This window comes from Maricaulis maris MCS10, assembly GCF_000014745.1.
Lineage (GTDB): Bacteria > Pseudomonadota > Alphaproteobacteria > Caulobacterales > Maricaulaceae > Maricaulis > Maricaulis maris_A.
On sequence record NC_008347.1, the window covers coordinates 3,238,556 to 3,261,219 of the forward strand.

General features: G+C 60.4%; 23 protein-coding genes. 11 read left to right on the plus strand and 12 right to left on the minus strand.

The features are described 5' to 3' along the window. Positions 1-27 precede the first annotated feature (27 nt). Genes leuS through holA form a run of 3 tightly spaced genes read left to right on the plus strand, consistent with a single transcriptional unit; the run spans position 28 to position 4,182 of the window. On the plus strand, positions 28-2,625 hold the full coding sequence (leuS, locus tag MMAR10_RS15230; protein WP_011644882.1) for a leucine--tRNA ligase: 2,598 nt from the start codon (positions 28-30) through the stop codon (positions 2,623-2,625). Positions 2,626-2,629: 4 nt separating this feature from the next. Then, the gene (gene lptE / locus MMAR10_RS15235) at positions 2,630-3,133 is read left to right on the plus strand and encodes an LPS assembly lipoprotein LptE (protein WP_011644883.1); all 504 of its coding nucleotides are present in this window, start codon (positions 2,630-2,632) and stop codon (positions 3,131-3,133) included. Then, positions 3,130-4,182, plus strand: a complete 1,053-nt coding sequence (gene holA, locus MMAR10_RS15240; RefSeq protein WP_011644884.1) for a DNA polymerase III subunit delta — start codon at positions 3,130-3,132, stop codon at positions 4,180-4,182. The genes lptE and holA overlap by 4 nt, the downstream gene beginning before the upstream one ends. On the opposite strand, the gene MMAR10_RS15245 is transcribed toward holA, so the two are convergent. The 6 genes from MMAR10_RS15245 to MMAR10_RS15270 form a co-directional block, all read right to left on the minus strand. Further along, entirely contained in the window at positions 4,183-5,103 is a 921-nt protein-coding gene (locus MMAR10_RS15245; protein WP_011644885.1) for a ParB/RepB/Spo0J family partition protein, read from the minus strand. It lies immediately after the preceding gene. Then, positions 5,100-5,957 carry a ParA family protein gene (locus MMAR10_RS15250; protein ID WP_011644886.1) on the minus strand — a complete coding sequence of 286 codons (858 nt, stop codon included), beginning with the start codon at positions 5,955-5,957 and terminating at the stop codon, positions 5,100-5,102. Before MMAR10_RS15250 ends, MMAR10_RS15245 begins: the two co-directional genes overlap by 4 nt. Next, entirely contained in the window at positions 5,935-6,558 is a 624-nt protein-coding gene (gene rsmG, locus MMAR10_RS15255; RefSeq protein ID WP_011644887.1) for a 16S rRNA (guanine(527)-N(7))-methyltransferase RsmG, read from the minus strand. The genes MMAR10_RS15250 and rsmG overlap by 23 nt, the downstream gene beginning before the upstream one ends. Further along, complete coding sequence (gene mnmG / locus MMAR10_RS15260; RefSeq protein ID WP_011644888.1) at positions 6,559-8,418, minus strand: tRNA uridine-5-carboxymethylaminomethyl(34) synthesis enzyme MnmG; 1,860 nt, start codon at positions 8,416-8,418, stop codon at positions 6,559-6,561. A 122-nt stretch (positions 8,419-8,540) separates the two neighbouring features. Then, positions 8,541-9,857 (minus strand): tRNA uridine-5-carboxymethylaminomethyl(34) synthesis GTPase MnmE, encoded by a 1,317-nt coding sequence (gene mnmE, locus MMAR10_RS15265; protein ID WP_011644889.1) that lies wholly within the window; start codon positions 9,855-9,857, stop codon positions 8,541-8,543. A 4-nt stretch (positions 9,858-9,861) separates the two neighbouring features. After that, positions 9,862-10,110, minus strand: a complete 249-nt coding sequence (locus tag MMAR10_RS15270; RefSeq protein WP_011644890.1) for a DUF6489 family protein — start codon at positions 10,108-10,110, stop codon at positions 9,862-9,864. A 241-nt stretch (positions 10,111-10,351) separates the two neighbouring features. On the opposite strand from MMAR10_RS15270, the gene MMAR10_RS16520 reads away from it, so the two are divergent. Then, complete coding sequence (locus MMAR10_RS16520; protein WP_011644891.1) at positions 10,352-11,176, plus strand: LytR/AlgR family response regulator transcription factor; 825 nt, start codon at positions 10,352-10,354, stop codon at positions 11,174-11,176. A 13-nt stretch (positions 11,177-11,189) separates the two neighbouring features. Here MMAR10_RS16520 and MMAR10_RS15280 read toward each other — a convergent pair whose 3' ends face one another. Beyond that, positions 11,190-11,834: a glutathione S-transferase family protein gene (locus MMAR10_RS15280; RefSeq protein WP_011644892.1), complete on the minus strand. Its 645-nt coding sequence runs from the start codon at positions 11,832-11,834 to the stop codon at positions 11,190-11,192. A 165-nt stretch (positions 11,835-11,999) separates the two neighbouring features. On the opposite strand from MMAR10_RS15280, the gene MMAR10_RS16525 reads away from it, so the two are divergent. Together MMAR10_RS16525 and MMAR10_RS15290 are read left to right on the plus strand one after the other, a co-directional pair. Continuing rightward, the gene (locus MMAR10_RS16525; RefSeq protein WP_011644893.1) at positions 12,000-12,869 is read left to right on the plus strand and encodes a glycerophosphodiester phosphodiesterase family protein; all 870 of its coding nucleotides are present in this window, start codon (positions 12,000-12,002) and stop codon (positions 12,867-12,869) included. Between the two features lie 59 nt (positions 12,870-12,928). Then, positions 12,929-13,903 (plus strand): quinone oxidoreductase family protein, encoded by a 975-nt coding sequence (locus MMAR10_RS15290; protein WP_011644894.1) that lies wholly within the window; start codon positions 12,929-12,931, stop codon positions 13,901-13,903. A 13-nt stretch (positions 13,904-13,916) separates the two neighbouring features. On the opposite strand, the gene rho is transcribed toward MMAR10_RS15290, so the two are convergent. The 4 genes from rho to hemE all read right to left on the minus strand — a co-directional run bounded on the left by rho (position 13,917) and on the right by hemE (position 18,034). Next, the gene (gene rho / locus MMAR10_RS15295; RefSeq protein WP_011644895.1) at positions 13,917-15,227 is read right to left on the minus strand and encodes a transcription termination factor Rho; all 1,311 of its coding nucleotides are present in this window, start codon (positions 15,225-15,227) and stop codon (positions 13,917-13,919) included. Positions 15,228-15,462: 235 nt separating this feature from the next. Beyond that, positions 15,463-15,918 (minus strand): CopD family protein, encoded by a 456-nt coding sequence (locus MMAR10_RS15300; protein WP_011644896.1) that lies wholly within the window; start codon positions 15,916-15,918, stop codon positions 15,463-15,465. 21 nt (positions 15,919-15,939) lie between these two features. Next, positions 15,940-16,980: a ferrochelatase gene (gene hemH, locus MMAR10_RS15305; protein WP_011644897.1), complete on the minus strand. Its 1,041-nt coding sequence runs from the start codon at positions 16,978-16,980 to the stop codon at positions 15,940-15,942. Positions 16,981-16,996: 16 nt separating this feature from the next. Further along, on the minus strand, positions 16,997-18,034 hold the full coding sequence (hemE, locus tag MMAR10_RS15310) for a uroporphyrinogen decarboxylase (RefSeq protein WP_011644898.1): 1,038 nt from the start codon (positions 18,032-18,034) through the stop codon (positions 16,997-16,999). 444 nt (positions 18,035-18,478) lie between these two features. Between hemE and MMAR10_RS15315 the strand changes: the two genes are divergently transcribed. Genes MMAR10_RS15315 through dnaQ form a run of 5 tightly spaced genes read left to right on the plus strand, consistent with a single transcriptional unit; the run spans position 18,479 to position 22,076 of the window. Further along, entirely contained in the window at positions 18,479-19,318 is an 840-nt protein-coding gene (locus tag MMAR10_RS15315; RefSeq protein ID WP_011644899.1) for a pyruvate, water dikinase regulatory protein, read from the plus strand. Then, a complete protein-coding gene (locus tag MMAR10_RS15320; protein WP_011644900.1) occupies positions 19,315-19,905 on the plus strand; it encodes a Maf family protein in 591 nt (196 codons plus the stop codon). The genes MMAR10_RS15315 and MMAR10_RS15320 overlap by 4 nt, the downstream gene beginning before the upstream one ends. Then, on the plus strand, positions 19,902-20,744 hold the full coding sequence (locus tag MMAR10_RS15325; RefSeq protein ID WP_011644901.1) for a shikimate dehydrogenase family protein: 843 nt from the start codon (positions 19,902-19,904) through the stop codon (positions 20,742-20,744). Before MMAR10_RS15320 ends, MMAR10_RS15325 begins: the two co-directional genes overlap by 4 nt. After that, complete coding sequence (gene coaE, locus MMAR10_RS15330; protein WP_011644902.1) at positions 20,744-21,346, plus strand: dephospho-CoA kinase; 603 nt, start codon at positions 20,744-20,746, stop codon at positions 21,344-21,346. Before MMAR10_RS15325 ends, coaE begins: the two co-directional genes overlap by 1 nt. Positions 21,347-21,383: 37 nt before the next feature. Then, positions 21,384-22,076 carry a DNA polymerase III subunit epsilon gene (dnaQ, locus tag MMAR10_RS15335; RefSeq protein ID WP_011644903.1) on the plus strand — a complete coding sequence of 231 codons (693 nt, stop codon included), beginning with the start codon at positions 21,384-21,386 and terminating at the stop codon, positions 22,074-22,076. A gap of 6 nt (positions 22,077-22,082) precedes the next feature. On the opposite strand, the gene secB is transcribed toward dnaQ, so the two are convergent. Next, positions 22,083-22,601, minus strand: coding sequence for a protein-export chaperone SecB (secB, locus tag MMAR10_RS15340; protein ID WP_011644904.1), 519 nt, complete (start codon positions 22,599-22,601; stop codon positions 22,083-22,085). Positions 22,602-22,664 lie beyond the last annotated feature (63 nt).

Genomic DNA, 22,664 nt, shown 5'->3' on the forward strand with positions numbered 1-22,664 from the left:
GGGGCGCGGCGCGGCCGCGGGCCAGACATGACACGATATAATCCGCGCGAAGCCGAACCCAAGTGGCAATCGGCCTGGGATGCCTGTGACGCGTTCAAGGCCATTGGCCCCAGCGCTTCCAACAACAAGCCCAAATACTATGTGCTCGAGATGTTTCCCTACCCGTCCGGGCGGATCCATGTCGGGCATTCGCGCAATTACACGATGGGCGACGTGGTCGCACGCTACAAGCGCGCGCGCGGATTTGACGTGCTTCACCCGATGGGTTGGGACGCTTTCGGCCTGCCGGCCGAAAACGCCGCCCGGGACCGCGGCGTGCACCCCGGAGCCTGGACCCACGACAATATCGACGCCATGCGCGGCCAGCTGCAACGTCTCGGCCTGGCACTCGACTGGAGCCGCGAGATCGCGACCTGTGATCCGTCCTACTACCGGCATCAGCAGGCCATCTTCCTGAGATTGATGGAACGGGGTCTGCTTCACCGCAAGACGGCGAAGGTCAATTGGGACCCCGTCGACCAGACCGTTCTTGCCAATGAGCAGGTCATTGATGGTCGTGGTTGGCGCTCCGGTGCCCTGGTTGTCCAGCGCGAGCTGGACCAATGGTTCTTCAAGATCACCGAATATGCCGACGAGCTCACAGACGCTCTCGAGGAACTGGATCGCTGGCCGGACAAGGTCCGCACCATGCAGTCCAACTGGATTGGCCGGTCCCGTGGCGCCGAGGTGAGCTTTCCGCTCACCGATTCAGGCCTGGCCGAGCAGTTCGGCGCCACCATCGACGTCTTCACGACCCGTCCCGACACCCTGTTCGGCGCCAGTTTTCTGGCGCTCGCGCCCGATCATCCCATCGTCAAGGCACTCGCCGCAGATGATCCTGAGATCGATCGCTTCATGCATGAATGCGCGCGCATGGGCACGACGGCTGAAGAGATTGAGAAGGCCCCCAAGCGCGGCGTTGATCTGGGCATCACTGTTCGCCATCCCTTTGACGAAAATTGGGAATTGCCGGTCTGGTCTGCGAATTTCGTGCTGTCCGGCTACGGCACGGGCGCTATTTTCGGCTCCCCCGCCGGGGACCAGCGTGACCTCGACTTTGCCCGCAAATACGACCTCGCCGTCCAGCCGGTTGTTTTGCCGCCCGAGGCGAGCGCGGACACGCATGTGATCGAGGACGAGGCCTATACCGGACCCGGCACGAGCTACAATTCCCGTTTTCTGGACGGTCTTTCAACGGCCGACGCGCTGGAACGCGCGATCACCGAGCTGGAAGCCCGCAAGCTTGGCAAGGGCGCGACCAGCTATCGCCTTCGGGACTGGTTGGTGTCGCGGCAACGCTATTGGGGTTGCCCGATCCCGGTCATTCATTGTGCCGATTGCGGCGTCGTTCCGGTACCGGAGGACCAGCTGCCGGTCGTCCTGCCCGAAGACGTGACCTTTGACCATCCGAGCAATCCGCTGGAGCGCCATCCGACCTGGAAAAATGCCGACTGTCCAAAATGCGGCAAAGCGGGTCGCCGCGAGACCGATACGCTGGATACCTTTGTCTGCTCGTCCTGGTATTTCCTGCGCTTTACCTCGCCCTGGTCCGAGGACACGCCCTTCCTGGCCAGTGATGCCGAGCATTGGATGCCTGTTGACCAATATGTCGGTGGGATCGAACACGCCATCCTGCACCTGCTCTATGCGCGCTTCTTTACCCGCGCCCTGAATGATGCGGGCCTGATGAACATGAAATCCGGTGAGCCCTTTGCCGGCTTGTTCACACAGGGCATGGTCACGCACGAAACCTACAAGTCCGCCGATGGCAAATGGCTGTCGCCTGAGGAAGTCGATCTTCGCAAGGATGGCGCCGTGGAGATGTCCACCGGCAAGCCGGTCTCTGTCGGCGCGATCGAAAAAATGTCCAAGTCAAAAAAGAACGTGGTTGACCTGGACGCCTTTATCGAAAGCTATGGCGCTGATGCCGTCCGCTGGTTTGTCCTCTCGGACTCGCCGCCTGAACGGGATGTCGAGTACACGGATAGCGGTGTTGAAGGCGTCTGGCGCTTTGTTCAGCGCTTGTGGTCGACGGTGACCTCCCTGCCTGAGGGGGCGCCCGGCCCGCTGACTGTAGCCGCGGATGCTTCAGGTCCGGCCCTCGAGATCCGGCGGGCCGCCCACAAGGCGCTGCACGCGGTCACTGACGCGATCGAGGGCTTCCGCTTCAATTCCGCTGTCGCCCAGGTCCATGACCTGGTCAATGTCCTTCGCAAGTATGTGCCGTCAGATGACGCCGGTATTGCGGCCAAAACCGAGGCTCTGGGAATTCTGGCTCGCATCATTGCGCCCTTTGTTCCTCATCTGGCCGAAGAATGCTGGGAACATCTGGGCGGCGAAGGCCTGGTGATCGATGCGGCATGGCCGGAGGCGGACCCCGCCTTGCTTGTCGAGGACAGCGTGACCCTGCCGGTGCAGGTCAATGGCAAGCGCCGGACGGAAGTCACGGCGCCGAAGGGTGCGGCTCAGGATGTTGTCCAGGAGATGGTGATGGCCGATCAAACCGTCCAGCGCGCGCTGGAAGGGCTTACCGTCCGCAAGGTTATCGTGGTACCTGATCGTATCGTGAATATCGTCGCAGGATAAGATCATGCGTTCCAGCCGCCGTGCACTTCTTGTCGGTCTCGTCGTTTCGGCGGGGTTGGGTCTGTCCGCCTGCGGCTTTTCGCCGATGTATGGCGGGGCGGGTGTCAATAGCGCCCTCTCCGACATCCAGGTCGAGACGGGCCGGGAACAGGTTGATTTCCACCTGCAGGAAGCCTTGCTGGATCGTATGGGCGCGCGCCACGCAGTCGGCCCATACACCTTGCGGACTGAAAGCGAGACAACCCGTGCAGCGCTGGGTGTCGGTACCGACGCAGCTGTGTCGCGCTACGCCATCGGCCTGACCGTGGACTACGGCTTGTTCCGCGATGGCGATGTTGAACCGGTTGTCTCCGGGTCTGTCGAGACCGAAGCGTCCTACAATGTCCCACAATCGGTTTATGCCTCGGTCGCAGCCGAACGCGATGCAACCGAACGCGCCGCCCAGCTTGCGGCCGAGCGTATTGCCAACCAGCTCGTGCGAGCGCTCCGGGACGCCGACACCCAGTGAAGGCGTCCGCGCGCGAGGCTGATGCCCGGGTCAAGAATCCGGACCCGTCGATCCGCGCCTATCTGATTTATGGTCCCGACCGCGGATTGACCCATGAGCGCGCCCAGACGCTTGTCCGGGCAATCCTGGAAGACCCTGATGACCCGTTCGCCCTGACACAATTGACCGAGGAAGATCTGAAGTCGGACCCGGCTGGCCTGGCCGATGCCATGGCTGCCCTGTCGCTGACGGGTGGAAAGCGGCTGGTCCGGGTCCGTCTGACCGGCGAGACAGGAAGCGGGCCGATTATCGAGATCATCAAGGGTCTGGAAAGCGGCTCTGAGACGGCGGAAGCCGTGCTGCTGGTCGAGTCCGGCGACTTAACGCCGCGAGGGAAGCTTAGAAAAGCGTTCGAACCGGCAAAAAAGGCAATAACAATCGCATGTTATGCCGACACCTCGCATTCACTCGAATCACTGTGCGAAAGCATGCTCAAGGTAGAAGGTCTGCAACTTGCACGTGAAGCGCGTACCGAGTGGCTGCCACGCCTGGAAGGCGACCGTGCCCTCGCCCGCGGCGAGATCGAGAAACTGATCCTCTACAAGGGGCTCCGGTCGCAACGGGCTGAAGGCGACGATACGATCACGCGCGAAGACGTCGAGGCGGTTGCCGCCGATCAGGGTGAGGCCCAACTCGATGCCGTGCTGGCGCCAACCCTGCTCGGACTGCTGGCCAAGGCGGACAGCGCCTATCACCGCTCAATCACTGCCGGCGGCTCGGCTGTTGGAATCCTGCGCGCCCTGCAACGCCGGCTCGACCAACTCGGGGCGGTCCATGCGGCCGGCGGAAATGAGGGCGCAATGGCACGCAGTGGCGCGCCCCGCTATGGCCCGCAAGCCGATGCCTTCAAGCGACAATTATCCCTGTGGCGGGGCCGGCGCCTGGAGCATGCCCGCCAGCTCGCTTTCGATGCGGAACGCGCCGTAAAGCGGTCTGGTGCTCCGGCCGAAGCCCTTGTCGGTGATCTGCTATTGCGGCTGGCGCGTGGCGCTGCCCAGATGGGGCGCTGATCAGCGCCCACCATCGGCGCTGAGCCGACGGCAAACATCATCGAGTTGTTCGAGCGTCTTGTACTGCACCCGTAGCTCACCGCCCTTATTGCCATGCTTGATCTCGACAGCGAGACCGAGGCGCGCGGTTATATCCGCTTCCAGGGCACGGGTATCAGCGTCCTTGCTGCCGGCTTCACGACCGCCTGTCTTGATCTCCGGAGCTGGCGGATTCTGGGCATCTCGGGCCAGTTTTTCGGCGTCCCGGACAGACAATCCGCGCGCGATGATCTGCTCGCAAAGCGCTTCCGGATCAGGGGCATTGGCAATGGCCCGGGCATGTCCCGCCGATATCTGACCGCTCGCCAGATGGGCCAGGACAGGGTTCGGAAGCGCCAGCAGCCGCATCATGTTGGCGACATGACTTCGGCTTTTGGACACCGCGTGCGCCACGTCTTCCTGGGTGTGTCCAAACCGGTCGATCAGCTGGCGATAGGCCTGTGCTTCTTCAACCGGATTGAGGTCAGCCCGCTGGACATTCTCGACAATGCCGATTTCCAAGGTCTCACGATCGGTAAGCTCCCGCACCAGGGCGGGCACTTCATGCAGGCGTGCCCTCTGGGCCGCGCGCCAGCGGCGCTCGCCGGCGACGATCTGGAAGCGGTCTCCGCCATCTACCGGACGCACCAGGATCGGCTGGACAATACCCTTGTCGGCGATCGATTCAGCCAGCGCATTGAGCTCCGGCTCGGTAATCGTCTTGCGGGGCTGATCGGGGTTTGGTGCGATCAACTCGATCGGAATCATGCGAACGCCGTCGCGTGACGGGCCAGAGGCAGGGGCCGCCTCGACGTCAGGAGCACTATAGCCTTCCGTATCGGTTTCGCCGAGCAGGGCCGAGAGCCCGCGTCCGAGACGTTTATTCTTTTCGCTGGCGCTCATGCCACTTCACCCTGTGCTTCGCGATGACGTTTGCGTTCCTGCTGGACGATTTCCTTGGCCAGGCTGATATAGGCCTGCGATCCCGAGCAATGCAGATCATAGAGCAGGACCGGTTTGCCAACCGACGGGGCCTCGGATACCCGGACATTGCGCGGAATTACCGTCTTGTAGACCTTGTCGCCAAAATGCTCGCGGACATCTGCCGCCACTTCTGCCGACAGATTGTTGCGGCTGTCAAACATGGTCAGGACCACGCCCTGGATATCGAGGCGAGAATTCAGGTGACCGCGGACCCGCTCGACCGTTTTCAGCAATTGGGACAGGCCTTCGAGGGCAAAGAACTCGCACTGCAGGGGCACCAGGATGGAATCGGCCGCTGTAAGGGAATTCACTGTCAGGACATTCAACGATGGCGGGCAGTCGATCAGGATGTAATCCAAACCCGCCGCGTCCGGTCCGAGTGCCTGCATGCTCTGATCGATAGCGCGTTTGAGGCGATAGGAACGACGTTGGTCATCGGCCAGCTCGAGCTCCGCTCCTGACAAAAGCTCGTCCGACGGAACAATGCTCAGCCCGGGAACCACTGTGGGAGCCATGGCAGACTTGAGGGAATCACCACCAACCAGCACGTCATAGGATGTCAGGGTGCGCTTTGCCGGAGGCACACCCAGCCCTGTGGAGGCATTGCCCTGCGGGTCGAGATCGATGATTGCGACCTTTTGCTTGATCGCGGCAAGGGCGGTTCCCAGATTGATGGCCGTTGTGGTTTTACCCACGCCGCCCTTCTGATTGGCGACAGCGATTACGCGGGGCGCCTTGGCGCGCTGGACGTCAGTTGGCACGTTCCACCTCATGAATGCGCAGGATCACCCCGTCACTGGTACGACTGGGTATGACTTCACAATCGAATGTCCAGTGTTTACGGGCTTCGGTCAATTCATCGCGATAGTTTTGGCCTTTGAAAAAAAGGCCTTGAGCCCTGTTTTTCAACAAGGGTGAGGCATAACCCAATAATTTATTCAACGGCGCGAAGGCCCGCGCTGTAATCAGATCAAACCCTTCGGCCGGATCCAGCGTTTCGACACGAACCGACCGCGCATCCGCATCTAGCGCGAGGGCAGCGATGGTCTTGCGGAGGAAGGCAACCTTCTTGCCGACGGAATCCACCAGCGTCACATGTGCAGCCTGCTGACGATCCCGCAGCCCCAGGGCAAGGGCGATGCCCGGAAAGCCGGCCCCCGCGCCAAGGTCCGCTATCTTGGTCACATCAGCGCCGACATGCTCGAGCAATTGATAGCTGTCCATGGCGTGGCGGGCCCAGAATTGATCCAGGGTCGAGCGTCCGACGAGATTGGTATGGGCATTCGTTTCAACCAGCAGCGCGCGCCAGGTCTCAAATCCATCGAGTGTTTCACGTGAAACACCGGTCTCACGACCAAAAGTTTCGCGATCCATCTAGCTCGCCCCCTGAGTCCGACGCTTCACATGCGCCAGAACAGCAGTCAGTGCCCCAGGCGTCACACCCTCGATCCGCGCCGCCTGACCAAGAGTCTCGGGGCGGGCCCGCTCCAGCTTCTCACGCGCTTCATTGCTGAGACCCCCAATGCCGGAATAATCCAAGTCCCGAGGCAAGCGAACGGCTTCATCCCGACGAAAGGCCAGAATGTCCGCCTGCTGCCGGTCAATATATCCGGCATAGAGCGCGTCGATTTCGATCTGCTCAGAAACGCTCGGCGACACGCGACCCAATTCCGGCCAGATCCCGACCAGGCGGTCCCAACCCACATCCGGGTAGGCAAGGAGTTCAGTAACAGCCCGTCGCTTGCCATCGGCATTCACGGACAAACCCTTGTCGCGGGCTTCATTCGGTGTCAGCGACAGGTTCGAGGCAAGCGATCGCGCCTCAGACAACTCTTCCATCTTGCGGCAAAAAACCGCGCCTCGACCCCTGCTCGCAAGACCCAATTCCATGGCTTTGGGTGTCAGGCGCTGGTCTGCATTGTCGGCTCTCAGCGACAGTCGATATTCGGCGCGTGAGGTGAACATCCGATAGGGTTCACTCACACCCCGTGTGATCAGATCGTCAATCATCACACCGATGTAAGCATCCGACCGGCTCAACACGAAGGGTTCGCGGCCCGTGGCAAAAAGGGCGGCATTCGCCCCCGCCACTAGGCCCTGGGCCGCCGCTTCTTCATATCCCGTCGTTCCATTGATCTGGCCAGCCAGCCACAAACCAGCCCGCTTGCGCAGCTGCAGCGTCGCATCGAGCTCGCGCGGATCGACATAATCATACTCGATCGCATAGCCATAGCGTTTGACCACGACCTGCTCGAGCCCGGGTATGGTTTCCAGAAAGGCCTGCTGAACATCGTCAGGCAGAGAGGTCGAGATACCGTTGGGATAGACAGTGTCATCATCCAATCCTTCCGGTTCCAGGAAGATCTGGTGCTGGGACCGGTCAGCAAACCTGACGACCTTGTCCTCAATCGACGGGCAATAGCGCGGACCCCTGCCCGCAATGGCGCCCGAATAGACCGCCGACTGTCCCAGATTGTCCGCAATGATCTTGTGCGTAGCCTCGGTAGTCCGGGTCACCGCACAGCTGATCTGGTGCACCTCGATCCGATCCGTCATGAAAGAGAACGGCACCGGCACATCATCGGCCGCCTGCTGCTCGAGACTGTCCCAATCAATCGTCGACTTGAGCAGGCGAGCCGGCGTCCCGGTCTTCAGCCGACCCATTTGCAAATTCAGACCATACAAGGTGTCCGACAGTCCAATAGACGGCGCTTCTCCGGCCCGCCCTGCGGGGATCCGCTCGGCACCCTTGTGGATCAGACCGCGCAAGAAGGTGCCGGTTGTCAGCACGACTGCGACCGCATGATAGGCATGCCCATCCGCGTCCATCGCACCGACGCAGCGCTCGCCCTCAAACATCAAATCCTCGATCGCCGCCGCCCGGATTTCCAGATTGGCTTGCCCGGAAAGCTCAGACTGCATGGCAGTCCGATAGAGTGCACGATCCGATTGGGTCCGGGGACCACGCACAGCAGGACCCTTGGAGCGATTGAGCAGCCTAAACTGGATCCCTGATGCATCCGCGACCCGGCCCATCACCCCGTCCAGCGCGTCGATCTCCCGCACCAGATGGCCCTTGCCCAGCCCGCCGATGGCCGGATTGCACGACATCTCGCCAATGGTCTCGAGCTTGTGTGTCAAAAGCAGGGTCCGGGCCCCAAGGCGTGCCGACGCCGCAGCTGCGTCGCAGCCGGCATGACCACCGCCTATGACTATGACGTCCCAGGTTTGCATGGGGATGAATCCGTTCGGGTCAGGCTCAAGAAGAAGTCGGCCTACATAAGGCCTTCACCCAAGGGAGTCGAGATCACAGATCGAATGTTTCACGTGAAACATGGGGCAGGATTAACCCGCCCCTACTTCCCGATGCAGAATTGGGAGAAGACCCGGTCAAGAATATCCTCGACATCAACCCGACCCGTCAGGCTCTCCAGCGCTCGCACAGCGAGACGCGCATCCTCACCCGCCAGCTCGGGCGCGTCAGCCAACTGGTCCCGACACCGCGACAGGGCCTCCAGGGCAGTCTCAACCGCGCGCCGATGACGGACCCGGCTCAAGGCGGGCATTTCCCGCACCGACAGCCGATCACGGACGATTTGCTCGATCCGGGCCTCAAGAGCTTCGACGCCGTCGCCCGACTTGGCGCTGAGCCGATAGGCCCCGTCCCGTTCCGAAACCAAACCAAGATCGAGCTTGTTGAGGACCAACAAATCCCCGTCGGTGAGACGACCCTCCAAATCAACCAGCTCTTCATCCGATCGCGCATCCGCGACACCAATCCGGAGATCAGCATGCTCGGCACGATCCAGGGCGCGCCGGACACCCTCCGCCTCGATCGCATCAACGGCCTCACGCAATCCCGCCGTATCGGAGATCACGACCGGGAACCCCCCCAGCGTCAATTGAACCTCGACAATGTCGCGAGTGGTTCCAGGAATATCGGTGACAATCGCTGCATCGCGACGGGCCAGGCAATTGAGCAGGCTCGACTTGCCGGCGTTCGGGGCACCGATCAAAACGATCGAGAAACCGATCCGGATCCGCTCTCCCCGCCGCCCGTCATCAAGATGTTCAAACATCGACCCAATGAGTTCACTCAACGGTTCATAAGCGGCGTGGGACAGAGCGTCCGGGACGTCGGCCTCATCGGGAAAATCGATTTCGCCCTCAATCGAGGCCATCGCCGTTATCAGGGCGTCGCGCCAACCATCATAGAGACGACGCAACGAACCGGACATTTGCGATAGCGCCTGAACCCTTTGACCTTCCGTTTCGGCGTCAATCAGATCCGCCAGACCCTCAGCTTCGGTCAGGTCGATTTTTTCATTCTCGAAAGCGCGTCGCGTGAACTCTCCGGCCTCCGCCGGGTGGGCTCCTGCCTCGTCGAGCGCCGACAGGACCGCGTCGATAACAGCCGGCCCACCATGGACATGGAATTCCGCACTGTCCTCGCCCGTGAAACTCCCCGGACCGGGAAACCAGAGCACCAGGCCCCGGTCCATGACCGAGCCTCCACTATCGCGAAGGGCCCGCAGGGTCGCCATACGCGGTTGAGGGCGGGGCAGACCGGCCAACGCATCGAGCATGCCGCCAGCGCCGCCACCGGAAAGCCGGATGACCGCCACACCGGACCGACCGGCCGGGGTCGCAAGCGCATAAACCGTTGTATTCACTGTACTACCTGTCCTTGCCCGTCCCGCTGGCACCGCCCGCCTGCCGCATCATCTCCATGAATTGATTGGTCATTTGTCCTCCAACAGCCGACCATTGACGCATCAACGCCTCCGGCTCCATGGACTCCAGATTTGCCTCGGTCCGCTTGACCACTTCATCGACCATCGCATCATTGATCCGCGACACATCGGGCAGACCCAAAAAGTGGCGGGCCTCCTCGGGCGTACAATCAATATCGATCTTGACCTTCATCTCGGCCTCGCTTGAACAGGGTGAAGGCGTGCCGTGGCGGCAGCCCAATGTCAGCCCAACATAGACACAACGCCCGCCCGAGGGCAGGGCTTTCCTTCGGCTGGACTGAGTTCCCTGGTCCCTACCCGAACCAGGCCGGCTCGCGCGATTGTCAGTCAGCAGCCCATTGCACTGTCCGGTCCGCCTGCGAAACTGTCTCCAGATCCTGACCACCCCATCACGCGCCGACGGGAACACCATATTGGCATTCGTAGACGACATCCGTGAGGTCCGCCGCGCTGGCTTCCCGCTTCGCGCGCCTTTCCTGGCCATCACCTCGATAACCTGGCTGGCCTGCCTGTTGGTTTTCGCGACCGCCGGCTGGATCGATGCTGTGCGGGAACACCAGCAGGCCGACTTTCCAGCCTATCTGCTCGCCTGGATGCGCGGCCTCCTGCCCTGGCTTTTCCTGTTCCCACTGGTCTTCAAACTTGGCGCACGACACGCCAACACCAATCTGAGGGGCAGCGCACACTCAGTCCTGATCGCCGGCACCACAGCAATGGTCGCCATTCTCGCTTATGCGGCCATCGCCTTCTCGATCGGGACAGACCGGACGCCTCTGGAGACCCTCGCCAGCTTCGGTGTTCGCGACTTCCTGTGGGACGTTGTTCTGTTTGCCATGGCCTTTCTGGCCGGTCGCCAGATGCGGCCGGAACAAGACCCTCGCACCGCACCCGCAGCCGACCCCGGATCCCTGGCCATCAAGTCGAGCGGTCGTGTCGAATACATTCCTGTGGCCGACATCCTCGGCGCCACTGCCCAGGGCAATTACATTGCCCTGCACCTGGCCAATCGCGATGTCCTGCATCGCACCACCATGGCCCAACTGGAAACAGCGCTGTGTGATGTCGGCTTTGTCCGCATCCACCGCTCCCATCTGGTCAACCCGTCGCAAGTCAGTACCGCCCGCTCTCGCGGTGAGAGCTTCCGGATCGTCGAACTGAGTAATGGCGCACGATTACCGGTCTCGGACCGATACCGGGCCGAACTGCGTCGGACAATGGATGAACGCGTCCTGGACTGACTGGCGCCGGCGCTCAGACCGGGCTTTCTTCAACAGCACTGGCGGCAATCCAGGTCGGGCGGGCGGTCAGGCGGGCGAAATATGCCTTCACGGCCTCGGGCGCATCATCCATTTGCTTGATGATCTTGAGCAGGAACAGCATGTAGCCCACCGAGATATCGGCAGCGGTAAAGCGATCACCAGCCAGAAATTCCCGACCCTTGAGTCCGTGTTCCGCCAACAGGGCGAGTGCTTTGACCGTATCAGCCTTGGCCGATCTGGCGATCACGTCGCTGCGCGCCTTCTCAGGCAACAGGACTGTGTGAGCCAGAAGGAGTGTCACCGGCATGATCATGCCGCTTTCACCGAAGTGAAGCCATTGCAGGAAGAGGTCGTAATCAGCCTCATCCGGTTTCACATCCAGATCCGTCGGCCCGTAGCGACCCATGATGTACTGCATGATCGCGACGGACTCGAACATGACACGGCCCTTGTCGGCCAGCGCCGGCACTTTCCGCAATGGATGGATATCGGCATAGGCCTCGTCACCGGCAGGTCGCTGGGCAAAGGCGACGCTCTCAAGCGTGTAGGGCAGCTTCATTTCCTCAAGCAGCCATCGCACCCGGAGCGAGCGAGTGCGCGGCGCGTGGTAAAGACGCAAATCCGATTGATCGACCATGATGTCTCTCCCCGTGTCCCGGAATCCGGTTCCGATTATGATTGTCATCAACACACGCCATTGAAAGCATGGACCCACCACGAGGCCATCAAGAATTGTCGCATGCCGACGATGCAATCCTGCCGAAATGGCATTCCGGACGCCACACCAATCTTGAGGACCCCCATGCGCCTTGTTCCAATCGCAGCAATCGCCCTGCTGGCTGCCTGCACACCCGTTTCAGACGACGCACCCGTCGACCGTGCCGCCCCCGCCATTGCAATGGATTGTTTCCGCGAAACCGGAGCATCCATGCTGGCCGCCCATCGCGGCGGGCCGTCTGAGGGCTATCCGGAGAATGCCCTTGCCAGCCTGGGTCGCCTGTCCGATCTGGGCGTGCTGTATGCAGAGATCGATGTCCGCCGATCCGCCGATGGGGTCCTCTTCCTGCTGCATGACGACAGCCTGGACCGCACGACATCGGGAACGGGTCCAATCGACGGACTCACCTGGGACGACCTGTCCAGGCTGCGCCTCGACGACAATGATGGCTACCCAACCAGCTCCCAAATTCCGACCCTCATAGACGCACTCGATCTGGCCCGAAGCACGGACCTGATCCTCAATCTGGATCTCAAATCGGTTTCAGCCGAGGAAATTGTTGCCTTCATTCACCAACAGGACGCCCGCGATCTGGTAGCGGTCATCGCCTATACCGTCGAGGACGCAGCCGCCATCCATGCACTCGATCCGGGGCTTCTCCTGTCCGTTCCCAATGACAGACAAGCTTTGCGCCGCGCCGGCGTCAATCTGGAGGCGAGCTATATCTGGAAGGGTACCGGGCCCCTCGACCCCCGCGCTGACACGACCCTGGGCAATCTGGGACTTGAGACTTCAGTGGGCCTGTTCCGCCGGGAGAATGGTAGCAGCGATCCCTATCTGGAAGCGCGCGATGCGAATATCGAGCTGATCGCCGTCGATGATGTGGAGATCGCATCGCGCGCCCTGGGCGGCGGCGCCGTCTTGCGCGAACAGATCAATGCCTGCACGCCCTAGGAAACCCGTAACGAACCCCCACATGGTGGACACACAGAAAATCCGGATCGGCAAGACCCATGACAAAAGAAATCAGGATCCATCAGACCGGCGGTCCGTCCGTCATGCAGCTGGAAAACTGTGAGGCCAGAGAGCCCGGCCCCAATGAATTGCTGATCCGGCATGTCGCCATTGGTGTGAACTATATCGACACCTATCACCGATCCGGTCTCTACCCTGTTCCACTGCCCAGCGGATTGGGGCTCGAGGCTTCCGGTATCGTCGAGGCGATGGGCAGTGAGGTCTCAGGCTTCCGGACCGGTGACCGCGTCGCCTATGGAAGCGGGCCCTTGGGTGCCTATGCAGAAACAAACATCGTTCCGGCCGGCCGCGTCGCCAAACTGCCTGATGAGGTTTCGCATGAGCAGGCCGCGGCGATCATGCTCAAGGGCATGACAGCGCATTATCTTCTCAAAGAGACCTATCCGGTCCAGCGCGGCGAAACGATCCTGTTTCATGCCGCGGCCGGTGGTGTCGGCCTGCTGGTCTGCCAATGGGCCAGGGATCTGGGTGTCACCCTCATCGGGACGGCCAGCACGCAGGAAAAATGCGATCTCGCCCTGAAAATGGGTGCCACGCACATGATCAACTATACCACGGAAGACGTAGTGGCCCGGGTACGTGACATCACGAACGGACAAGGCGTTCCGGTGGTCTATGACGGGGTTGGCAAGGACACGTTCGAGATGTCCCTCGACTGTCTGAAACCACGCGGTCTGCTCGCCAGCTTTGGCAATGCGTCGGGCCCGGTAACAGGCGTCGATCTGGGCATATTGACGCAAAAAGGCTCGCTCTACGTCACTCGCCCATCGCTTGGACACTATACCGCGACCGATGACGCCCTGGCCGCCAATACGGCTGATGTTTTCGATGCCGTTGCCCGCGGAGCCCTGACGATCACCATCAATCAGCGCCACGCGCTGGCCGACGCAGTCAAAGCTCATGAGATGCTGGAATCCCGTCAGACGACCGGGGCCAGTATCCTGATCCCCTGATCGATCCGATTGATCAGGTATTCATCGAGTCGAAGAACTCATCATTGGTTTTGGTCTGACGCAGCTTGTCGAGCAGGAACTCGATCGCATCCTGGGCACCCATCGGATTGAGAATACGGCGCAGGACATACATTTTCTGCAACTGACCACGATCGACCAGGAGTTCCTCTTTCCGAGTACCGGATTTGAGGATGTCGATGGCCGGGAAGACACGCTTGTCAGCCACCTTGCGGTCCAGCACGACTTCCGAGTTACCCGTACCCTTGAACTCTTCGAAGATGACTTCATCCATACGCGACCCGGTATCGATCAGCGCCGTGGCGATGATGGTCAGCGATCCGCCATGCTCGATATTCCGGGCAGCACCAAAGAAGCGCTTGGGACGCTGCAGGGCATTGGCATCGACGCCACCGGTCAACACCTTGCCCGAGGACGGGACCACCGTGTTGTAGGCCCGGCCGAGACGCGTGATCGAGTCGAGCAGGATCACGACATCGCGGCCGTGCTCCACCAGGCGTTTGGCTTTTTCGATCACCATTTCAGCGACCTGGACGTGACGCGTTGCCGGCTCATCAAAGGTGGAGGAAATCACCTCACCCTTCACGGTACGCTGCATATCCGTCACTTCTTCCGGCCGCTCATCGATCAACAGGACCATCAGATAACAATCCGGATGATTGCTCTCGATGGCATGGGCGATGTTTTGCAGCAGCACGGTTTTACCGGTCCGAGGCGGCGCCACGATCAGTCCGCGCTGGCCCTTGCCGAGCGGCGAGACGATATCGATGACCCGACCGGAACGATCTTTCACGGTCGGATCGGCCAGCTCCATATTGAAGCGGCTTTCCGGATAGAGCGGGGTCAGATTGTCAAAGTGGACCTTGTGACGAGCCGATTCCGGATCCTGGAAATTGATCGTTGAGACTTTCAGCAGCGCAAAATAGCGTTCGCCATCGCGTGGACTGCGGATCTCGCCTTCGACCGTATCTCCCGTACGCAGCCCGAACTTCCGGATCTGGGTTGGCGACACATAGATATCGTCCGGTCCGGCCAGATAATTTGATTCCGGTGAACGCAGAAAACCGAACCCGTCCTGCAGCACTTCCATGACGCCGCCGCCATGAATCTCTACATCCCGTTCTGCAAGGGACTTGAGAATGGCGAACATCATGGCCTGTTTGCGCAAGGACGAGGCATTCTCGATCTCGAGTGCTTCGGCAAACTCAACCAGTTCTGTCGGTTTTTTCTCCTTGAGATCCTGCAGCGTCATGCGCTCCAGACCTTCAAGCAGGGCGGGGACAGGTGCGGAAATTTCGTCGGTCATGATGATACTATCAGCTCAAGCACAAGAGCGTGACCCGGGACGGGTTTTACGCGATCAAGCAAGCCGGGTGCTGCCAAGGCAAGGAAGACCCGAGAATTGAGGAGCAGACGGGCGCGCTGTGTGTCACGCGTCTCACGTCACGAAAGAAGGGATCCTGAAAAAGGACTCGAGAAACCCTTGCCATGCAGTCCTCGCATCGTCAAGCACAAGCCACTCAGTGCCTGACCGATCCTCATCAATTCAAGGCAACGACTGCAATCAGGACAATGGCAATTGCCAGTACGAATGGGGCTTCATTGAGCATGCGATAGCGCTTGTCTGACCAGTCATTGGTACCGGCCTGGAAGCGTTTGAACCGCAAAGCGAATACGTGATGCAGACCCGTCATTGCGCTGATCAGCACAAGTTTTCCAAGCCAGGCCCAATCCAGAAAAACCGACCAGCCACCGGCCCGCTCCATATTGGCCCAGACCAGTGCCAAGCCGAGCAACCAGGCCACGATCATGGCCGGATTCATGATGATTTTCAAAAGCCGCTGCTCCTGCAGCTTCAGCGTTTCATCCAGCTCACCACCCGGTTTCGCCGCACAATGATAAATGTAGAGCCGAGGCAGATAGAGCAGGCCAGCCATCCAGGCGATCACAGCCAGGATGTGGAAAGCTCTCAGCCAATCATATGCAGCCAGCAGCATTGTAAAAATGTCCCGGTTTTATCACACCGCAGATTTGCACGGACATCCGCTACAGTCAGCCGGGCAAAACCGCTCACCCTCAGCAGATTTCAGCCCCGCCGGACGCTCGAGTGCGTCACTGACCAGGTTGGCCAAACTCTCGATAAAGACCGGATCCTGCCCCAAAGCAGGCACCCGGATATAGGTCTCAATTCCCAATTCTTCAGCTATTTCAGCGTATTCCTCGTCGAGTTCGACCAGGGTTTCTACATGCTCGGAGACGAAGGCGATCGGCGATAGCAGGATCGATCTTTCGTCCTCAGCAGCCTTGCGGATCGCATCATCCGTGGATGGACCTATCCATTCCAGCGGTCCGACCCGGCTTTGATAGCAGATCTGATAGTCGGGAAATTCCGGCAATTGCCGGATAACCGCCTCGACTGTTTTCTCGACCTGCCACTGATACGGATCACCGGCGTCGATGATCTTCTTGGGCAAGCCATGAGCGGAAAACAACAAGCGGATATTCTCCGGCCGCCCGGCCTTCTCCCAGGATTTGCGGATCAAGGCGGCGTGCGCATCCAGAAAAGCCGGTTCGACCGGATAACAACAGACCGTCCGGGTTTCCGGCCCGCCAGCCTTGCGCCAAGCATTGAGAGATGACCCCGTCGTGGTGGTGGAAAACTGCGGATAGAGTGGCAGCAGAACCGTCTCATCCGGCTGCCAAGTTTCCACTTCCCGCGCCACATCCTCGGTGAACGGGTGCCAATACCGCATCGCGGTCCAGACCCGCACATCATGATCCGGCCAGCGGGTGCCCAGCTGTTCGGCCAGCATGTTGGCCTGGCGGATGGTTTCCGGCAGCAAAGGCGAGCCACCACCCATCTTGGCGTAATTGGCCTTGGCTTCCTTCGCCCGTGTCGTCGATATGAACCAGGCCAGAGCCTCACGTATGAGGCCCGGCGCCTGGATGATCGCAGGATCACGGAACAGATTGCGCAAGAAAGGTTGAACGGATTCCTGCCCGTCAGGCCCCCCGAGATTGAAAAGGACAACGGCGAGTTTCTTGCGGGCTTTATCCAATGTCCGTTCTCCCGGATCAGCTGCGATCGCGAATACGCGCCAGAAGCTGTTCGACATGAGCTACCGGCACGTCCGGCGTGATGCCGTGGCCAAGATTGAAGATATGGGGCCGACCAGCCCATTGGTCCAACAATCGATCGACCTCGCCATCCAGTGCTGCGCCGCCTGCCCGCAGGACAGACGGGTCGAGATGTCCCTGGACCGGCATGCCTGCAGGCAGGACTGACTGGATCCAGGCCGGATCAACACCCGTATCGACAGCAATCGCCGTCACACCGGTCTCGCGCGCATATCGCGGGTAGAGCGTCCCGGCGCCGCGTGGAAACCCGATGATCGGCACGTCAATGCCGGCAGCCCGCACAGCATCAACGATCCGTTTGGTCGGCCGGATCACGACCCGTTCGAACAGCGGTTCCGGCAGACCCTCGGCCCAGCTGTCAAACAGTTTGAGGACTTCAGCACCGCTACGGGCCTGCATGATCAGATACTCTGCCGTGACGTCGGCGATCCGATCGAGCATGCCATCAAAGGCTTCGGGATACTCCCAGGCAGCGACCCGGGTCCGGAAACGATCTTTCGATCCGCCGCCTTCGACCATGTAGGTTGCGACTGTCCAGGGTGATCCGGCAAACCCGATCATGGTGGTCGTGTCCGGCAGTTCCGGCACCACGCGCTTGAGCGTCTCGCCAATTGAACCGAGAACCGCCTCGGTCTGGTCGAGCCGGAGCTCTTCAAATTGGCGCGGATCGAACGGCTCCAGCTGGGGACCCTCGCCGGTCACGAACCAGACCTTGCGACCGAGCGCGATCGGCACCAGCAGGATGTCGGCAAACAGGATCGCAGCGTCAAAGCCAAAGCGGCGTATGGGCTGCAGAGTCACTTCTGCGGCTAGATCCGGAGAGAAACAGAAATCGATGAAGTTCTTCGCTCGAGAGCGGACTTGTCGATATTCAGCCAGATAGCGACCGGCCTGGCGCATCAGCCAGACAGGGGGCGGTGAGACGGTTTCTCCGGCCAGGACCTGGAGGATCGGTTTTTTTGTAAGATCGTTCATCCGCCCTGCTTAGGCATCTCTTCCCACAGGATCAATCTGTGCCCTTCATCTCTCAAAAAAGAATCTAAGGATTGTAGAAGATTGTTGGGACGTGAATGTCGGGGATGACCGGGTTTATACCCGCTGACAAACCTGTCAGGGACATTGTTTATCCATCCACAGCCGGCTTCTTTCCAATTTCGGGAAAGTCTGATTCATTGTTTTATATCAAACTTGAAGCTGGCCAATTGAATGTGCAATCGCAGTGGAAAACCCGGGTCAGCCCCTGGTGTTGAAGCGCAATCTTTCACATCCTTCTCCACACGACACCGGCCTGTGGACATTGATGTGGGTTTTTCTTGGTAAGACCCGGCACTACCCACAACCACCTGACACGGATTGCCGAGCCGGGGAAAACAGCCCAACTTATTAACAATTGGTAAACGCCAACCCGTGATCGGTTCCATGCCTCCCAGCAATTCAACATTCGACACTTGTTTTCATATCCACATGGTTTCCGACTCGACCGGCGAAACCCTGATGGAAGTCATGCGGGCCTCGGTTGCCCAGTTCGAAGGCACCACGCCGCTTGAACACCTCTATGCGTTGGTTCGGTCGTCCAAGCAGCTGGACCGGGTTCTTGATGAGGTGGAAGCCTATCCGGGCGTTATCATGTACACGATTGTCAATGCCGATCTGCGACGCGAGCTTGAGACACGCTGCGTAGAGCTCGGCGTGCCGGCCATCGCCATCCTTGATCCGATGCTGGCGACCCTGAGCGCCTATCTCGGTCGGCCAGTGGCCAGCCGCGCCGGTGCCCAGCGATCGCTGGACGCCGACTATTATCGACGCATTGATGCCCTCAACTACGCAATGGCCCATGATGATGGCCAGGGGGATGACTTTGAAGGCGCCGATATCGTCCTGCTCGGTGTCAGCCGGACCTCGAAAACCCCGACCAGCGTCTATCTCGCCCACCGAGGTTTCCGGGCCGCCAATATCCCATTGGTCAAGGATGTGCCGATACCGGAGGCGGTGTTCAGTCTTCGCAACCCGCTTGTCGTCGGATTGACGGCGTCACCTGAGCGCATAGTCCAGATCCGCCGCAATCGTCTTCTCAGCCTGAATGAAGACCGCGATACCAATTACATCGATGATTTTGCTGTGCGAGAGGAAATCCTGTTCGCCAAGCGTCTGTATGCCAAACATAAGTGGCCAACCATCGATGTAACCCGACGGTCAATCGAGGAAACCGCTGCGAAAATCATCAATCTGCTCATGGAAAAGCGGAACATGACGGTATGACCCGCTTCATTCTTGCCTCAGGCAGCCAGATACGTGCAGACATTCTGCGACAGGCCCACATACCGTTCGAGATTATCAAGTCGGATGTGGATGAAAGCGTGATCAAGGCCGAACGAGCCGACTTGTCGCCACGTGACATGGCTCTGTGCCTCGCCGAAGCCAAGGTCGAACCGGTTTCGCTCGCCCATCCTGACGCCCTGGTCCTGGGCGCGGACCAGACCATGGAGCTGGATGGCGAATTGCTCGACAAACTGCCGCAAGCCTCGCTGGCCCGGGCGCGCCTTGAACGCATGCGCGGCCGGCCACATTTTCTACATTCCGGCCTCGCCTTGTTGAGAGCCGGCCAGCCGGTCTGGCGGTATCAGCAGACGTCGACCATCCATGTTCGTGGATTCAGTGATGCCTTTCTTGATCAATATCTTGAGAATGCCGGTTTTGCCCTGACAGCCAGTGTCGGTGCCTATGCCTATGAGGGGCTGGGGTCCCAATTGTTCGAGCGTGTTGAGGGTGATTACTACGCCATTCTCGGCCTTCCGCTCCTGCCATTGACCGCAGTCCTCCGTGACCATGGAGTGTTGCAACAATGATTCCGACGGGAGCTGCTTTTGTTGCCGGCGTGACTGGCGACCCCATCGCTCACTCCCTGTCCCCGGTTGTGATGCGGCACTGGATCGATGCTGCGGGCATTGATGCCCTGTACGCGCCCTTCCCGATCAGCGCTGGCAATTTCGATCGCGTGGTGCGCGGTCTGGCAGGAGCAGGCTGTCGCGGACTCAATGTTACACTGCCGCACAAGGAAGCTGCCCTTGAGCTTGCCCGCACCGCGTCCGGGCCGGCCCGTGCCGTCGGCGCCGCGAACCTCCTGACATTCACGCCTGCGGGAATCCATGCTGACAATACTGACATAGCCGGTTTCCTGTATGCACTGGCGCCTGCCAATGTTGAATTCAGAAAGGCAAGGGCATTGATATTCGGAGCAGGTGGCGCAGCCCGGGCGATGCTTTATGCGCTCCTGACAGTCGGGGTGACAGATGTGGCGATCTGCAACCGCAATATCACCCGCGCCCAGGGGCTGTCCCGCGACATAGCGCCGGATGCCGGCATCATTCCCTGGGAGGCGCGCGACGATGCCTTGCAGGGTCGTGATTTGATCATCAATGCGACCTCTCTGGGTTTGGCAGGCCGCGATGAATTGGCGCTCGACTGGCAACGGGTTCGACCCGGTAGTGTTGCGTTTGATGGTATCTATATCCCTGTCAATACACGGTTTATCGTTGAATCCAGGGCGCGCGGTGTGACCGCGATTGACGGTCTGGACATGCTGATCGGGCAGGCACGGCCCAGCTTTGAAGCCTTCTTTGGCCGCCCGGCGCCCGATTTGCCGGATATGCGCAGCCGTCTGCTCGAGCATCTGGGAGCGCGTTGATGCTGCGGGTCGGACTGACAGGGTCGATCGGCATGGGCAAGTCGGCTACGGCGAAGTTATTGCGGGAGGCCGGTGTCCCGGTTTTCGATTCCGATGCGACGGTCCACAAACTCTACGCGCCCGGCGGGGCTGCGGTCGAGCCGGTTGGCAAAGCCTTTCCTGGTGTCGTGGTGGATGGCGCGATTGATCGAAGGCGACTGTCCGAGGCGTTGAGCGCCAACCCTGACGGTTTTGCGAGGCTGGAAGAAATCGTCCACCCCCTGGTCAGTGCGGCGCGTGAGACTTTTGTCGCCACACAGGCCGAGGCCGGTCATGACATTGTGGTGTTCGACGTGCCGCTCTTGTTCGAGACCGGCGGGGACAGGCATGTTGATACGATCATTGTTGTGCATGCGCCGGATGATGTCCGTCGCGCCCGGGTGTTGCAGCGCCCCGGCATGACGGCGGCCAAGCTGGACGCCATAATCGCTCGTCAGATGGATGATTCGAGCAAGCTGGCCCGCGCCGACCATGTCATCGAGACATCGGGCGGTCTGGCGGATGCGGGCCGACAGGTCGATGCCATCATCAAGAAGTTGAGGGCGCGTGCCGGGCATTCCTGAGCCCGTGCCCGACCATCAGCGCCAACAGGACAAGATCATGCGGGAAATCGTCTTTGATACCGAAACCACCGGTCTTGATCCCAATACGGGTGACCGGGTCACAGAGCTGGGTTGTGTCGAGATCATTGACTTCATCCCCACTGGCAAGACGTTCCATGCCTATGTGAACCCGCAGCGGTCCGTGCCCAAGGAAGTGGTCGAGATTACCGGCCTGACCACCGAATTCCTGGCTGACAAGCCTCTGTTCGACGAGGTCGGCCCGCAATTTGTGGAATTTGTCGGGGATGCGACCATGGTCGCCCACAATGCGCCCTTTGACCGCGGCTTCATCAATATGGAGCTGGCCCGGCTGGGTCTGGATATCTATCCGGATGACCGGTTCAAGGACACGGCCCGGATCGCCAGGGCCAAATTCCCCGGTTCCTATGTCTCGCTCGACGCGCTCTGCAAGCGGTTCGACATCTCCCTGGACACACGGGACAAGCACGGCGCCCTGATCGACTCCCTTCTTCTGGCGGAGGTCTATCTGGAATTGATGGGTGGCCGGACGCGGGCGCTGGATCTCAGCGGTCAGGGCAGTGGCGGCGGTGGCAAGGTTGTTTTTCCGGCGCGATCGCCGCGAGCCGAGCCACTGACGGGACGCCAGACAGATTCAGAGCGCGCCGCCCATGCCGCCTTTGTCGACGAGATGGGCGAGAACGCGCTCTGGAAAAAACTGACGATTCAGTAGGTTCGTCTAGTTGGCTGCAGCCGGATCGCCATTGCCATTGCTTTCCGAACCCGGAGCGGCAGCGGCGCGCTTGGCGAGTTGGGCGCGGTACAGGCCGGCAAAATCGACCGGATCCAGCATCAGCGGCGGGAAATTGCCATCGCGTGTGGCGTCGGCAAGAACGCGGCGGGCGAACGGGAAGATCAAGCGCGGACATTCGATCAGCAGGAAGGGTTCGCGATCGGTTTCACCCACATTGGCAAGCTGGAACAGGCCGGCGTAGGAAAGCTCGGCGATGAAGACCACGGATTCGTCACGGGATGCCTTGGCATTGACCGTCAGGACGACTTCAAACGTGTCTTCGCCGGCCGTGCGTGCCTGAACGTCGATGGCCAGGTCAATTGCCGGGGCCTGCTGGCCGGGGCGGAGTGTTTCCGGGGCGCCCGGGTTTTCGAAGGAGAGGTCCTTCACATATTGCGCAAGTACGCGCAGCTGCGGCGCCTGGGCTGCAGCATTGTCGGCGGGCGTGTTGGGTGCGTCGGTCATGGAACTCCCCGGATGGGTCTGTAAACGGCAGGCCTGGAACGGCCGGATCAATGAGAGCGCGCC

Coding starts and splice junctions, on each gene's coding strand:
- MMAR10_RS16525 (WP_011644893.1), top strand. CDS start 12,000: ATGCGCCTTGTTCCAATCGCAGCAATCGCCCTGCTGGCTGCCTGCACA.
- MMAR10_RS15325 (WP_011644901.1), top strand. CDS start 19,902: ATGATTCCGACGGGAGCTGCTTTTGTTGCCGGCGTGACTGGCGACCCC.
- MMAR10_RS15250 (WP_011644886.1), bottom strand. CDS start 5,957: ATGAGGTGGAACGTGCCAACTGACGTCCAGCGCGCCAAGGCGCCCCGC.
- coaE (WP_011644902.1), top strand. CDS start 20,744: ATGCTGCGGGTCGGACTGACAGGGTCGATCGGCATGGGCAAGTCGGCT.
- MMAR10_RS15245 (WP_011644885.1), bottom strand. CDS start 5,103: ATGAGCGCCAGCGAAAAGAATAAACGTCTCGGACGCGGGCTCTCGGCC.
- mnmG (WP_011644888.1), bottom strand. CDS start 8,418: ATGCAAACCTGGGACGTCATAGTCATAGGCGGTGGTCATGCCGGCTGC.
- lptE (WP_011644883.1), top strand. CDS start 2,630: ATGCGTTCCAGCCGCCGTGCACTTCTTGTCGGTCTCGTCGTTTCGGCG.
- MMAR10_RS15270 (WP_011644890.1), bottom strand. CDS start 10,110: ATGAAGGTCAAGATCGATATTGATTGTACGCCCGAGGAGGCCCGCCAC.
- MMAR10_RS15290 (WP_011644894.1), top strand. CDS start 12,929: ATGACAAAAGAAATCAGGATCCATCAGACCGGCGGTCCGTCCGTCATG.
- secB (WP_011644904.1), bottom strand. CDS start 22,601: ATGACCGACGCACCCAACACGCCCGCCGACAATGCTGCAGCCCAGGCG.
- MMAR10_RS15320 (WP_011644900.1), top strand. CDS start 19,315: ATGACCCGCTTCATTCTTGCCTCAGGCAGCCAGATACGTGCAGACATT.
- rsmG (WP_011644887.1), bottom strand. CDS start 6,558: ATGGATCGCGAAACTTTTGGTCGTGAGACCGGTGTTTCACGTGAAACA.
- rho (WP_011644895.1), bottom strand. CDS start 15,227: ATGACCGACGAAATTTCCGCACCTGTCCCCGCCCTGCTTGAAGGTCTG.
- MMAR10_RS15300 (WP_011644896.1), bottom strand. CDS start 15,918: ATGCTGCTGGCTGCATATGATTGGCTGAGAGCTTTCCACATCCTGGCT.
- dnaQ (WP_011644903.1), top strand. CDS start 21,384: ATGCGGGAAATCGTCTTTGATACCGAAACCACCGGTCTTGATCCCAAT.
- leuS (WP_011644882.1), top strand. CDS start 28: ATGACACGATATAATCCGCGCGAAGCCGAACCCAAGTGGCAATCGGCC.
- MMAR10_RS15280 (WP_011644892.1), bottom strand. CDS start 11,834: ATGGTCGATCAATCGGATTTGCGTCTTTACCACGCGCCGCGCACTCGC.
- hemE (WP_011644898.1), bottom strand. CDS start 18,034: ATGAACGATCTTACAAAAAAACCGATCCTCCAGGTCCTGGCCGGAGAA.
- MMAR10_RS15315 (WP_011644899.1), top strand. CDS start 18,479: ATGCCTCCCAGCAATTCAACATTCGACACTTGTTTTCATATCCACATG.